The organism is Aerococcus viridans (genome assembly GCF_001543285.1).
Taxonomy (GTDB): Bacteria; Bacillota; Bacilli; order Lactobacillales; family Aerococcaceae; genus Aerococcus; species Aerococcus viridans.
This window is the reverse complement of sequence record NZ_CP014164.1, coordinates 1318579-1331969: the sequence shown is the minus strand read 5'-3', so window position 1 is coordinate 1331969 and position 13391 is coordinate 1318579. Positions and strand designations below refer to the sequence as shown.

The following is a 13391-nucleotide window of genomic DNA, read 5'->3' as shown; positions in this document are numbered from 1 at the left end:
ACACTTATATAATAGAATATATTCTGTTATATGTCAATATTTATATATTTTATTCCGTGAGAAGATGGTGAGAAAGTGGATTTATACGACACTATTAAAGAAATAGCTGAAGAGAAAGGTGTTAGCGTTTATCGAATTGAAAAAGACCTTGAATTATCAAATGGACAAATTTCCAAGTGGAACAAGGTGACTCCTTATTCGATAACGTTATACAGGGTCGCTCAATATCTGGGAGTTTCAATAGAAGATATTCTGGAAGAAGGTGATACAAATGGAAATGCCTGAATTCTACAACGTCAAAGACATCATGAAAATATTTGAATGTAGTCAAGCACATGCTTATAAGATTATCAAATCACTGAATGATGAATTAGCAGCAAAAGGCAAAATCACAATACGTGGAAAAGTAAATAAGAAGTATTTAGAAGAGAGGATTTAGTATGAAAAAGAAAATAAAAACACTCGCACTATTTACCACATGATTGGTAGTAGGGCGAGTGAAAGGTAAAAAACATAGTATCAAGTTAGATCTACTAAAATTTCATTCTAAATTGGTGAATGGACATTCTAGCTTTGACCAAGTTGATAAGTTGCAAGAAATCATACGATTTCAAGATGAGATGTATCGAAGACAAGTTTTGCGTGATCATTAACCTTTATGGCATGCATTAGAACAATAATAACAACCATCAAATTCATGATTTGGGTTCGCACTCTTCATAGCCTTAATTGCTTCTTGGCAATTTGAAAAGTAACCAAAATCAACTGAATTAGAAACAGAAGGTTTAAAAGAGCAATCTCTAGTATGAACTTCATGTCTTCCTTTATTATCAACATCTTTATTACATAAGTAGTATGGCATATTTATTCACCTCACTTTCATTTTTATTTTGACATCAAAAATCTATATATGGTCCCCCAGCACGGGGAGTTGGATCACCATTTTCTAAGTAATTAATTGTCATAAAGATTATAACATCATATGACAAATAACACAACATATAGTTGTGGATAAGTTATCTACAACTATATGGAGGTAGTAATGAGTAGGATACAAGAATGTTTAATTGATTATATTAATAATACAGACCGAACCATACATCAAATATCTCAAGAAAGTAAAATTAATCACTCGCAATTATATAGGGTGGCAAGTGGTGAAAGAAAGAACTTAGGGCTGCAAGCATCATTTAGACTAGCAGATGCATTAGGAGTAGAGATAAATGAATTAAGAGAGGATGAGAAAGATGAATCACGACAGTAAGAAGTTTCTATATTGGTCATTCGTGACAGTTGCATATTTCATTGGTTGAGTATCGGCTATTGAATTTAACTTCAACGGTTTCATTACAACACTACTAATTTGGGCTTTAGTTGGAAATACATATAGGGCCTATCAATTAATATTCAAAATTTTAATATCTGACGAATTTACAATTTAAGTGCAACAACAATAATAAAATAAAAAAAGATCCATAGTTTTCCTATAAAATAGATGTACCAACCAACTATTAGAAGGAGAAAACTATGAATCCATACACACATCTTACCATGAATGAGCGAGAAACAATATTCCTAATGTATGAACAAGGCGAAACTATCGGGCATATATCCGAGACCCTGGACCGTTCTAAATCGACTATCTCAAGAGAATTACATCGTAATTCAAACAAGGATGGCAGTTATTCACCGTCAACTGCTCATGGAGAGTATAAACGTAGAAAACAACTATGTGGCAGACATCGCACGCTAGATAAAGACTCTATTTTCCAGTTGGTCAAACGACTATTTCTCAACGAACAATGGTCTCCAGAACAAATTTCTGGTCGTTTGAACCTTGAAAATGCCAAAAATAAAATCAGTTATAATACTATCTATCGTGCAATTTATCGTGGCGACTTCGATGAGCCTGGTTTATCAACCGGTAATCGAGGCGCTATCCGTAAATTAAGACACAGAGGTAAAACACGCCATTCTAAAAATCACGTAGAGAGAAGAGGAAAGATCCCTATCTCCAATACGATTCATGAACGACCTGATAGCGCTAATGAACGAACTGAGATTGGTCATTGGGAAGCAGATACAGTTGCAGGTCAAACTGGTAAAGCGTGCTTAGTAACGCTAGTTGATAGAAAATCTAGGTTATTACTAATCGGTAAATCTGAGAAGAAAGCTTCTAAGCCGGTAGTTGACCAAATGATTAAATTACTACAAGGTATTGATTCTGATTTTTGTAAAACCATTACACCTGACCGTGGTAAAGAATTCAGTCAACACGCCCGATTGACTGAGGAATTAAATAATACGCAAATTTATTTTCCAGATCCTCATGCCCCTTGGCAAAGAGGATCTAATGAGAATACAAATGGACTCCTTAGAGAGTACTCACCGAAAGGTGTTGATTTGACAGATGCAACTGATGAAGAGATACAAGGTTGGGCAACGAAATTAAATACACGTCCCAAAAAATGTTTGAATTGGAAAACACCTTATGAAATCTTTTATAAAACTGTGTTGCACTTAATTTGACAATTTAAGCTTAAAAACTTTTCAAGGTTATCAAATTATGAACTTTTTTTAAAAGTCAATAGATTTAGGACATATTTTTGCGTCATTCGACATAGGAGATTAAAGTTTTATAAACAGTAGGGTAAGAGCATATTCACAAGTAGTTAAACAAATATTTTAGCTGGTAGTTTCTATGGATTAGCTTATTAGAGCGACAAAAAAAGTAACAGCAATTAATCTGTTACTTTATAATAAAATATTATTCATTTGCTTCGATGCTTTCATCAAGTAATGCGAATTCTAGCGCATTTTTATCTAGTATTTCAATAATATTTGGACGTGGTTGCGAAATAAGTTGGTCCTTAGTTAATTTAGATAAGCAACGACTAAAAGTTTCTGGTGACATTCCAAGATACGAAGCCGTAGCTTTCTTGGTTGTTGCTAATTTTACTTTTAAAGAATCTTGTTTTTCACTCATATGCAATAAGTATTGAATCAATCGCGCTTTCGTCGAGCTTGTAGTTATGCCAGTCGTTTGCTGTTCGGCATCATCAAGACGGCGGGCCATTTCACCTAAAAGTTCGATAGCTATTTGTGGATGGGCTAATAAAACTTGTTCAAAATCGTCTTTTTTAATGGCACATAGCTTGCTAGGCTGAGTTGCTTCAATATAATAGTCATAATGACGTTCCTCAAATAATGACATTTCCCCTACAAAATCACCTTGTTGTAGTATGCGAATCAATTGTTCCTTTCCTGATGCAGCTAGGCGATAAACTTTTAACTGGCCTTCTTGTATTAGGTAGAGTGATTGCAACTTTTCGCCTGCAGCGTAAACTAATTTTCCTGCCGAAACATTTTTTTCAGTAATGTAGTTTTGGATTGATTGGATATCTTCAACGATTAATCCTTGAAATAAGGGCATTGTACTGACACAATGATGATATTTTGTAAAATCAATTGTCTTTTTCATATCCACCGATCCTTTCTTAATATATTATAGCACAGTAAAACGTCCACTAGTTTTGAATTGCTAGTGAACGTTTATTGAGAGTTGTGTGCAATTTAAGCTTATTTTTCTTTGCTAGCGTCGTAATTTACTGCGCGAACAGTTACTTCAATTGAATCGCTAACTGCTTTAGAGTAAGGGCAAACCTTGTGTGCTTCGTCCGCTAATTTTTGAACTTCTAAAGTGTCAAGGTCACGAATAGCAACAGTAATTTCTACAGCTAATTGGAAGTCTACAGCATCAGGTTTCTTGTATAGGCGCACAATATTTGTAACTTGTGAATCTTCACGCACTTTGTGTTGACCTTTAACAATTTCTAAAGCACCGTGAAAACAAGCGCTATAACCTAAAGCAAACAATTGCTCAGGGTTTTGGCCAGCTCCAGAACCCCCCATTTCTTTAGGGGTAGTAATTTTTACTTCATAAGAGCCATCTTCTAAATAGCTAAAACCATCACGACCACCTGTATTTGTAGCTTCTGTTTCGTAAATTTTTTGATAATCAGACATATTGAACACTCCTTTTCGTTTGATAACTTTAGTATAGATTCTAGTAAGCGTTTCTACCTTGACCTAGGTCAAGGATGCCAAATATATTCAAATATGAAAAATTTTAAAATTTAATAGCCGATGATAAATTTAGTGTTATTGCAAACTTTTTAATAAGATGAATATTAAAAGTGATACATATTTTGCAGGAAATTTATGATGTTATTAGAAAGATTAGAAAGCAAAGAAGGTTTTACCAATTCCAAACGACAGATTGCAGATTATATTTTAAAAAATCCTACAAAAATTCAAAATTTGACTGCAACTGAATTGGGTAGTAATTCTTATACGAGTAAGGCAACCGTTTTACGATTATTTCAAAGACTAGACTTGTCGGGCTATAGCGATTTGCGTATGACATTGATAAAGGAAATCTCGGAAAAAGATCGATTAAACCAACGTAGAAATGGGATTCACATCATAAAAATTGGTGGTCGCAAATCAGTAACGCTTAAAGAAATATGTCATGAATATATTGTGATTGATGATAAGAATCATGTTTTTAATGTTGAGTCGATTGGTACCTATACGGCGATGATTTTTGTTTTAGATGTTATGTACTTGGATTTAATGTCTAAAAATTATGAAGAAAACTTAACATCATCAATTGAGGTATATAAGGACCATTAGTAAGATTATAAACATTCATTTTAATAAGTTTAAGAAAGGTATGACAGTGTGTTATGCCCTTTTTGATACCCAAAGTTTCAAAATTGAAGCCTAAGTTTCACTAAAATTTGAACCTTTAGTCCAATATCATGCCTAAATCCCAAATCACTTTGAATAATAATATTAAGGTCTTAAAACGGACAGCCTATGGATACCGAAACTTCCAAAATTTTAGAACTAGAATATTAATGACGAACAAGCTATATCTAAATGAAATATCGGTAGTACAAGCAGCCTAAGGGCTGCTCCAAAAGCATAGTATAAAGATAAAAATGAATAATGGAAAAGAGTATATAAAAAACCAGGCAATCTAATGATTACCTGGCAGATATTACTCATCAGTCCTATTTGACGAAGAGCCAAAATTTAGACTAACATTTAGGGTCCCCTATACTGTCTGGGGATTTTTGTGTCTTATAATTCTTTATAATAAATCAAGTCTATTTGTTCGTCGTCTGCCATGAAGAAGGAATGTTGACTAATATGGCGAAAGCCCATTTTGCTGTAAAAATTAAGTGCGCGTTGATTATGTTCCCATACGCCCAACCAAATACCAGCCACACCTAGACTACGTGCAATTTCTTCAGCAGCTTGAATTAATTTTGTGCCATATCCGTGGCGTAGAAAAGCTGTTCGCACATAAATCCTTTCGACTTCAAGAAGATTGTCGCCCTTATATTCTGACTGTGCTTCGCCCACATTCAATTTAAGATAACCCATAGTTTCATTATTCTCCTTCAAAAAGAAGAATTGACTATTGGCGGTTTCTAATTCTGCTACTAATTTGCTTCGATTATAGGCATCCTCCAAGTAAATCCGCATATTTTCATCCGAATTAAATTCCCCAAAAGTGTCCGTATAAGTTTCGATTGAGACAGCTCTTAACTCATCTACATCGGCTAGGGTGCATTGCTGTAATCGTGCCATAAATGACCATCCTCCTACATCATTAATTTCTTATATAGTAATCTAAATACGCTTAAAAATTAAAGTATAAACATATAAGAATGACTTTAGCATAAACAATAAGCCATTTGACGGTTTAAAAATACCCATTTATGGCGTGAAATTGTAAAGATATATATACAATCTTTACACAAAATATATTTATCAAAGTTGGTATAGCGGTATATTTGCCTTTATTTAGTTGATAATAAAAGGCTTTTTATCGTTTTTTATAAATATAAAAAGTCAAATAAGTGTAAAAATTTCGAATTAAAGACTTTACTGATTATTTTCAAAACTAATACTGAAAATTGATTGGAAGTTAATATTGGTAGTTTAAGATAAATAGCGGAGTTAAAAATTTGAGATCAATTTTCGGGAGGAAATAAGGATAATGAAATTTAACAAGAATATTATGCGCTTTGGTGTGGGGTTATTATCAGCTGCATTATTAGCTGCATGTGGAAATGCTAGTGCAGGTTCTGAATCATCTAACTCATCTACTGGTGCTGCAGAGGGCGAAACTGAATTAGTATTCTGGCATGGTATGGGTGGGTCTACTGGTGAAGCACTACAAAAAATCGTTGACCAATATAACGAGTCGCAAGATGAAGTTTTCGTCAATGCGCAATATCAAGGAACTTATGATGAAACATTAACAAAATTACGTTCATCTGCCTCTGGTTCTGATGTTGGTGCCGACTTAGTTCAAGTATTTGAACAAGGGATGACATTCATGATCGACTCAGGTTTAACAGTACCTGTTCAGGATTACGTTGACGAATCTGGATTTGAATTAGGTGACTTAGAAGAAAACTTATTAGCTTACTATACGAAAGATGATACTTTATACTCTATGCCATTCAACTCATCTACACCGTTAATGTACTACAATGCGGACCTATTTGAGCAAGCTGGTATCGAAGAAGTACCAACTACATTTGAAGAAATTATTGAAATTTCACCACAATTAACTGAAGCAGGCGTTGAAATGCCAATGTCATTAACTATCTATGGTTGGTACATCGAGCAATTCATCAACAAAACTGAAGAAGATATGTATAACAATGGTAACGGCCGTGAAGCTACACCAACAGAAGTTGTATTTGACCAAAACGGTAGCATGTTACGTGCCTTAGAGACTTGGAAAAAAGCTCAGGACGAAGGTGTTGCACCTAACGTAGGACGTACAGGTGGACAAGCTGAATTTGTTTCAGGTCAATCAGCAATCACTTTAGCTTCAACAGCAACATTACGCCAAATCTTAACAGAAGTTGACGGTCGTTTCGAAGTGGGTACGGCATACTTCCCAGCACTATCTGCGGAAGATGAAGGTGGGGTTTCAATCGGTGGTGCGTCTCTATGGATGATCGAATCTGAAGACGAAGCTAAGAAAGATGCTACTTGGGACTTCATGCAATACCTAGTAACACCTGAAGTTCAAGCACAATGGAATGCAGACACGGGTTACTTCCCAGTTAACAAGAATGCAAACGGCGAGCAAGTATTCAAAGATAACCTAGCAGAATTCCCTCAATTCCAAACAGCGATTGACCAATTACATGATGCAACACCTGAAGATCAAGGTGCTTTATCTGGTGTAAACCAAGAAGCACGTATGTATTTCGAAGCAGAATTAGAGCGTCTATTAAATGATGAAATCACTGCAGAAGAGGCAGTTCAAAATATGGCTGATCAAACAAATGCAGCGCTTGAGAACTACAATGCGACGAATCAATAAGATTTAGACTTTGTACAGCCGGAAGCTTTTTCCGGCTGTTTTATATTTTGAAAGGAGCACAATTTTGGAACGTACAGATGAAATTGTAATCATTAAAGCGAAGAAGACCTTGGGTGAACGAATCCAACCTTATATGTACTTGTTACCAGCTTTGTTAGTTTTAACAATATTTATGTTTTGGCCTTTTATCCAAACGATTTTCCGTTCGCTATATCTAACAGATTCTTTCGGTCAAATGTCTCAGTTTCTTGGATTGAGAAACTATGCTGAATTATTTGCCAGTAAATCATTCTGGAACTCTATGATAGTATCATTCCAGTTTGTTTTGATTGTTGTACTTTTTGGTGTGACAGTCGGACTAATAGCGGCTATGCTATGTCAACGGTCATTTCCTGGGATTAGATTTTTCTCTACCTCGTATGCGATGCCAATGGCTATTGCATCTGCAGGTATGGCAATGATTTTCCAAGTCATGTTAAACCCGACGGTAGGGATTGTAAACAAGTTAATCGGCACTAATCAGAACCTTTTAACTCATCCGGCATGGTCTCTTGTAGTTGTAGGGATTTTAACTGGCTGGTTAAATTCAGGGATGAACTTTTTATATTTCTCTTCTGGATTAGCGAGTATTGATGATTCTTTATATGAAAGTGCCTCAATTGATGGTGCCAACGGTTTTCAAAAATTTATCAATATTACCATTCCTTCATTAGGGCCAACTTTCTTCTTTGTTATTGTAACCAATGTGATTAACGCCTTCCAAGGTTTCGGTCAAATCAATATCTTGACTAAAGGAGGTCCAGGTGAAGCAACGAACGTAATTGTTTACGATATTTACAAGAATGCCTTTATGAATTACCGGTATGGATTTGCCTCAGCAGAATCAGTTGTTTTATTCGTCATCATTATGATTTTAACTATTATCATGTTCATCATTCGAGGAAGGAGTAATAAATAATGGCCAGCACGCATGCAATTTCAACAGCAGTCACTAACCGTAATAAACAAGATCAAAAATATTTGATGCAGCAAAGCGTTCAACGAATAGGCGTAATTGTCCTTAACGTTATCATGTGGCTTTTTATGATGTTTCCTTTAATTTATGCCGTATTAATGGCCTTGAAACCATCAGCTGAATTATATGATCCAAATTCAATTCTATTCCCGCAAAACCCAACGTTAACAAACTTCGTTCAAGTTTTTGATATCGCCCCTTTAGGTCGTTATATCGTCAACTCAATTATCGTAGCAACATCTGTTACCTTATTGCAGATTCTGACATCCTTATTAGCCGGTTTTGCTTTCAGATTTGTAAATTTCAAAGGCAGTAAATTAGTGTATGCCATAATCCTTTCTACCATGATGGTACCAGGTGAAGCGGTAATTATCTCTCAATTCTTGATGGTATCTGGTTGGGGCTTAAATGATTCAATTATTGTGTTGATCCTGCCATTTATGGCTTCAGCATTTAACATCTTTTTATGTACACAAGCGCTACAAAACTTCCCTTATGAAATTTATGAAGCAGCTAAAATGGATGGGTGTAAAGATTTACGATTTGTATTTGAAATTATGTTTCCATTACTGAGACCAACGCTTGGTTCAATGGCCGTTCAGTCATTCCTTGCAGGTTGGAACATGTATATGTGGCCGTTACTAGTAACGAATAACGATAATGCGCGAACTGTTCAAATTGGGATTTCAATGTTGAATAGTGTAGACTCACAATCATTAGTTTTAATGGTAGCGGGTGTTATTATTTCAATGATACCTAGTCTAGCCATCTTCGTTATCGGATCTAAGAACATGGTTAAAGGTTTAACTGCAGGGGCAGTGAAAGGTTAATAGGAGGATAAAATGGCAAAAGTTCAATTAAATAAAGTCGGTAAAATTTATGAAGATGAATTTAAAGCAATCCATAATATCGATTTAGACATCGAAGATAAAGAATTTATTGTATTTGTAGGACCATCTGGTTGCGGCAAATCGACTACCCTACGTATGATCGCAGGATTAGAAACTATTTCTGAAGGGGAATTACGTATTGGTGATGAGGTTGTCAACAACGTACCTGCAAAAGACCGTGACATCGCGATGGTTTTCCAATCATACGCCTTATACCCACATATGAATGTTCGTGACAATATTGCCTTCGCAATGAAAATGGAAGGTATTTCGAAAAAAGAACGTTATGCAAAAGTTGAAGAAGTATCGAGACCACTACAACTAACTGAATACTTAGACAAGAAGCCAGGTGCCTTATCTGGTGGACAACGTCAGCGTGTGGCTTTAGGTCGTGCGATGGTACGTAATCCAAAAGTCTTCTTGTTAGATGAACCACTATCAAACCTGGATGCGAAATTACGTGTATCGATGCGTTCTGAAATCGTTGAATTGCACCGTCAATTACAAACTACCTTCATCTATGTCACACATGACCAAACCGAAGCGATGACAATGGGGACACGTATTGCAGTCTTAAATGCTGGTCGCGTTGAACAATTTGATACACCAGAAAACTTATACAATAATCCAGTAAACCGTTTTGTTGCGGAATTCATTGGCAGTCCACAAATGAACTTAATAAACGGTCGTTTAGTGAAAACGGAAAATGGTATAGCAATTGAATCAAGCGAGGAAATCTTCCCATTAGCTCAAGAGATGCAGGATAACATTTTAGTAGAAGCAACTGGTCAAGAAATTCAAATTGGGTTACGCCCAGAGCACTTTGAATATAAGAATGACCGTTTTGATAACCAGACTATTTTAGTGCAAACTAAAAATGTTGAACAAGTGGGAGCAGATACCTTCGTCTACTTTGATTTCCATTCTTCAGAACGTGAAATGACAGCGCGCTTAAGTCCAGCAAGAAGAGTGCCAACACATGCTGATGTGTATCTACAAATTGATATAAATAAAGCATACTTATTTGATAAAACTACAGGTAATTCAATTTTAAACCGTCGTTACCACGAAGAATAAGGAGTGAACCTATGACTGGCATTATTGCCCACCGAGGCTATTCAAAGTTATTCCCTGAAAATACCATGCTAGCTTTTAAAGAAGCAGCTAAGTTTAATATTACGGGTATTGAGCTTGATGTTCAATTAACGAGCGATGAACAGGTCGTGATTTGTCACGATGAAACCATTGACCGGACGTCAAATGGCACGGGCTTTATCAAGGACATGACCTTAGCGGAATTAAAAACCTTCTATTTTTATGGCAAATTCCAAGGACAAGTTGAAGAAAATGAAGACATTCAAATTCCAACACTCGAAGAATTTTTCAAGTGGTTCCAACCCTTGGACATCATGGTCAATATTGAATTAAAAACCAATATTTTCCGTTATGATGGTCTAGTTGAAAAGGTGAATGACCTGATTCAACAATATGACCTAATTGATCGAGTAGTCTTATCTTCCTTCCAACACCACACCATGAATGAAGCCAAAAAGGTAAATTCGGCCTTAAAAACGGGTCTTTTAACGATGAGTGGCATTTTGAAACCAGGTGATTATTCGACTAGTCACGAGCATGAATTTTATCACCCATTCTTCATGACTTTAGAGTCAGAAGATTTTGACAATCTTGCAGCCAACAATATCGGGATTAACACCTATACAGTAAACCGATCTGAAGATATGGAAAAACTAATTAATGCTAAAGTAACCAATATTATTACCGATGATGTGGTCTTAGGACTAGAAACTTTAAACGCATCAAAATAATTTACAAAGGAAAAGCCTATGGTCCCCATCGTGGATGCCATAGGCTTTTGTCGTATACTTTAGTGGTTATTATCCTAGTTGTAGATCTGCTGAAGCAAGTGCTTGGTCAATGACTGCCATAACCGCCTTAGAGTGGGCTAAGTTTGCTTTAACCCGGTCCATATCGTGAGTACGGATGATGTCTTCAAATTCAACAAATTCTTCATACATGCGGTGGTTGTGAATTCGTTTGTCGGTTGTCTGTGAAGACCCTCCGCGCAAGGCCAAATCATAAGAAGCCAATGAATTGGTTGGGCCATCGATAATTAAGGCACCGTTTCGTCCTTGAATGGTTGATTTAATTGGGGCGTCGGTATCTTTTGACCCGATGCAGACCGCTTTAAAATCTTCAAAATCCATGATCAACATGCCTGATGTATCGATTCCCCGATCTACATTGGCATAATAGGTGGCTGATTTCGGCGCACCGAATAGGCCGACTAAGAGATGGACGTTATAAATGTTGATGTCCATCAAGGCACCACCAGCTTTTTTTGGATCAAAGGCTGGTAAAATCTCACCGTCCATAAAAGCATCATACCGGCTTGAATATTGTGAGTAGTTGGCTTCAACGATTTTAATAGTCCCTAGTTTAGTTAAATCTGCTTTTAATGCTTTGAAGTTTTGGAAGTGTTGGTTGGTAATCGCTTCTACTAATACCAAATCTTTTTCCAGAGCGATGGCTTCCAGTTCTTCCAGTTCTGCCAAGTTTAAGGTGAATGGCTTCTCACAAATTACGTTTTTATTGGCTGAGAGTGCCTTTTTCGCAAATTCATAATGCAAATGGTTAGGCAAGGCTACGTAGATGGTATCGATATCGCTAGCTAATAGGGCGTCTAGGTCCGTGAAAACATGGTTGATTCCGTGGTCGTCCGCCATCGCTTGGTTTTTAGCCAAAGATCTTTCAGATGACAAAAGGGCAACCAATTCTATAGTTGGAATATCGTGGACCATTGACAGGAAATCTACGACAATCTTACCAGCACCTAATATTCCTAATTTCATATTCATTTCCTTTCTTTAGTGGGTCAAAATTAATGTAAATCGACTTGTCCGTCTTCCATAATTTGCATCACTAACAATGTTTCTTCATCTTTCACGACTTTCTCTTTGCCGTTAATAATGGTTTCATAAATATCGCGGTAAACTTGACGATAATCGCCAACTTCAGAAACAACCGCTTCCTTATGGTAGACGCCATTGTCATCTAGGTAGGTTAAAGTCCCGTAATGTTCAGGCAAGTCTTGTCCAAAACCAGGTTCATCAGGTGTGTAGTTTAATTTCAAGTGGTCTTCTTGACGGTCTTTTGTTTGCTTGATGAAGACACCTTTTTTTCCGTAAATGGCAAAAGATGGTCTGGCTTCAAACCGCATTAATGACCCGGCTACTGCCACTTTTAAATTGCCGTAGTTTAAATCAAAATCGAAGTAGTCGTTTAATTTGCCGGAACCAAGAATTTGACGGGTGTCGAAGTGGACATCGTCAGGCATACCGAAGTAAGAAATGGCTTGGTCTAGGGAATGAGACCCTAGACCGTATGTATAGGAATCGATTAAACTATAAGTTGAATTTTCTGAAAATTCAGGGTTATAGCGATCGTAGTGAATTTCAACATCGATCAAATCACCAAGGACACCAGATTCGATGACTTTTTGCGTAGTTAGGAAGTCAGAATCGTAGCGACGATTTTGGTAGCATTGGATGAATAGGCCTTTTTCTTTGGCTAAGTCGAATAATTCTTTGGCTTGGTCACGAGTTTCCGCAAATGGTTTTTCAACCAATACATTTTTACCGGCTTCAAGAGTTTGTTTGGCTAAATCATAGTGGGTAGGGTTAGGTGTGGTGATAACAACTAGGTTGATGGCTTCATCCTTGTAGATATCATCTAGGTTACTCGTGTAATTGACGCCTTCAAGGGCTGGCCAAGCACTTTTCCCAGACCGTGAGTAAATTGTTTGAATGTTGACAATTTCCGGTAGGCGGCTAGAAAAGGGTAGGTGGTAGCGGTTGGTGGATTTACCGTTTCCGATATAAGCAATGTTTAACATGAACATAACCTCCATAAATGTATTTGTCTTAAATATAGCTGTATTGATGGGAAAATGATAGCGATTTGGTTATTCTGGTAGTAACTGCCAGGAAGGTGTCGAATGAAAGGGGGTTTTTGAACATTTTGACCAAAAAGATATCCTCCATACCAA

Annotated in this window: 15 protein-coding genes and 1 pseudogene; 11 read left to right on the top strand and 5 right to left on the bottom strand. The window is 36.5% G+C overall.

Features of this window, described 5'->3' with window-relative positions:
* The first annotated feature begins 75 nt into the window (after positions 1-75).
* The 4 genes from AWM76_RS06395 to AWM76_RS06375 all read left to right on the top strand — a co-directional run bounded on the left by AWM76_RS06395 (position 76) and on the right by AWM76_RS06375 (position 2529).
* Positions 76-285, top strand: coding sequence for a helix-turn-helix domain-containing protein (locus AWM76_RS06395; RefSeq protein ID WP_003141212.1), 210 nt, complete (start codon positions 76-78; stop codon positions 283-285).
* Positions 272-439 carry a hypothetical protein gene (locus tag AWM76_RS06390; RefSeq protein ID WP_003141213.1) on the top strand — a complete coding sequence of 56 codons (168 nt, stop codon included), beginning with the start codon at positions 272-274 and terminating at the stop codon, positions 437-439. Before AWM76_RS06395 ends, AWM76_RS06390 begins: the two co-directional genes overlap by 14 nt.
* Positions 440-1042: 603 nt before the next feature.
* Complete coding sequence (locus AWM76_RS06380) at positions 1043-1264, top strand: hypothetical protein (protein ID WP_039934722.1); 222 nt, start codon at positions 1043-1045, stop codon at positions 1262-1264.
* A gap of 263 nt (positions 1265-1527) precedes the next feature.
* Positions 1528-2529, top strand: a complete 1002-nt coding sequence (locus tag AWM76_RS06375) for an IS30 family transposase (protein ID WP_060779340.1) — start codon at positions 1528-1530, stop codon at positions 2527-2529.
* Between the two features lie 238 nt (positions 2530-2767).
* Here AWM76_RS06375 and AWM76_RS06370 read toward each other — a convergent pair whose 3' ends face one another.
* Both AWM76_RS06370 and AWM76_RS06365 read right to left on the bottom strand, forming a co-directional pair.
* Positions 2768-3481 carry a Crp/Fnr family transcriptional regulator gene (locus tag AWM76_RS06370; protein ID WP_003141887.1) on the bottom strand — a complete coding sequence of 238 codons (714 nt, stop codon included), beginning with the start codon at positions 3479-3481 and terminating at the stop codon, positions 2768-2770.
* 98 nt (positions 3482-3579) lie between these two features.
* The gene (locus tag AWM76_RS06365) at positions 3580-4026 is read right to left on the bottom strand and encodes an organic hydroperoxide resistance protein (RefSeq protein WP_003141889.1); all 447 of its coding nucleotides are present in this window, start codon (positions 4024-4026) and stop codon (positions 3580-3582) included.
* 198 nt (positions 4027-4224) lie between these two features.
* Between AWM76_RS06365 and AWM76_RS06360 the strand changes: the two genes are divergently transcribed.
* Positions 4225-4695 (top strand): MurR/RpiR family transcriptional regulator, encoded by a 471-nt coding sequence (locus tag AWM76_RS06360; protein ID WP_039935136.1) that lies wholly within the window; start codon positions 4225-4227, stop codon positions 4693-4695.
* Between the two features lie 152 nt (positions 4696-4847).
* A pseudogene (locus AWM76_RS11225) lies at positions 4848-4973 on the top strand (transposase); the annotation flags it as partial.
* Positions 4974-5148: 175 nt separating this feature from the next.
* Here the strand turns inward: AWM76_RS11225 and AWM76_RS06355 are convergent.
* Positions 5149-5661 carry a GNAT family N-acetyltransferase gene (locus AWM76_RS06355; RefSeq protein ID WP_003141892.1) on the bottom strand — a complete coding sequence of 171 codons (513 nt, stop codon included), beginning with the start codon at positions 5659-5661 and terminating at the stop codon, positions 5149-5151.
* 412 nt (positions 5662-6073) lie between these two features.
* Here AWM76_RS06355 and AWM76_RS06350 point away from each other — a divergent pair, with 412 nt between their 5' ends.
* The 5 genes from AWM76_RS06350 to AWM76_RS06330 all read left to right on the top strand — a co-directional run bounded on the left by AWM76_RS06350 (position 6074) and on the right by AWM76_RS06330 (position 11151).
* Positions 6074-7420, top strand: a complete 1347-nt coding sequence (locus AWM76_RS06350) for an ABC transporter substrate-binding protein (RefSeq protein WP_003141894.1) — start codon at positions 6074-6076, stop codon at positions 7418-7420.
* 64 nt (positions 7421-7484) lie between these two features.
* On the top strand, positions 7485-8378 hold the full coding sequence (locus tag AWM76_RS06345; RefSeq protein WP_003141896.1) for a carbohydrate ABC transporter permease: 894 nt from the start codon (positions 7485-7487) through the stop codon (positions 8376-8378).
* Positions 8378-9265 (top strand): carbohydrate ABC transporter permease, encoded by an 888-nt coding sequence (locus AWM76_RS06340; RefSeq protein WP_003141897.1) that lies wholly within the window; start codon positions 8378-8380, stop codon positions 9263-9265. The genes AWM76_RS06345 and AWM76_RS06340 overlap by 1 nt, the downstream gene beginning before the upstream one ends.
* Before the next feature lie 12 nt (positions 9266-9277).
* Positions 9278-10402, top strand: coding sequence for an ABC transporter ATP-binding protein (locus tag AWM76_RS06335; protein WP_003141899.1), 1125 nt, complete (start codon positions 9278-9280; stop codon positions 10400-10402).
* An 11-nt stretch (positions 10403-10413) separates the two neighbouring features.
* The gene (locus tag AWM76_RS06330) at positions 10414-11151 is read left to right on the top strand and encodes a glycerophosphodiester phosphodiesterase (RefSeq protein WP_003141900.1); all 738 of its coding nucleotides are present in this window, start codon (positions 10414-10416) and stop codon (positions 11149-11151) included.
* 69 nt (positions 11152-11220) lie between these two features.
* On the opposite strand, the gene AWM76_RS06325 is transcribed toward AWM76_RS06330, so the two are convergent.
* Entirely contained in the window at positions 11221-12195 is a 975-nt protein-coding gene (locus AWM76_RS06325) for a Gfo/Idh/MocA family protein (RefSeq protein ID WP_039935142.1), read from the bottom strand.
* 29 nt (positions 12196-12224) lie between these two features.
* Positions 12225-13238 (bottom strand): Gfo/Idh/MocA family oxidoreductase, encoded by a 1014-nt coding sequence (locus AWM76_RS06320; protein ID WP_039935144.1) that lies wholly within the window; start codon positions 13236-13238, stop codon positions 12225-12227.
* Positions 13239-13391: the final 153 nt, after the last annotated feature.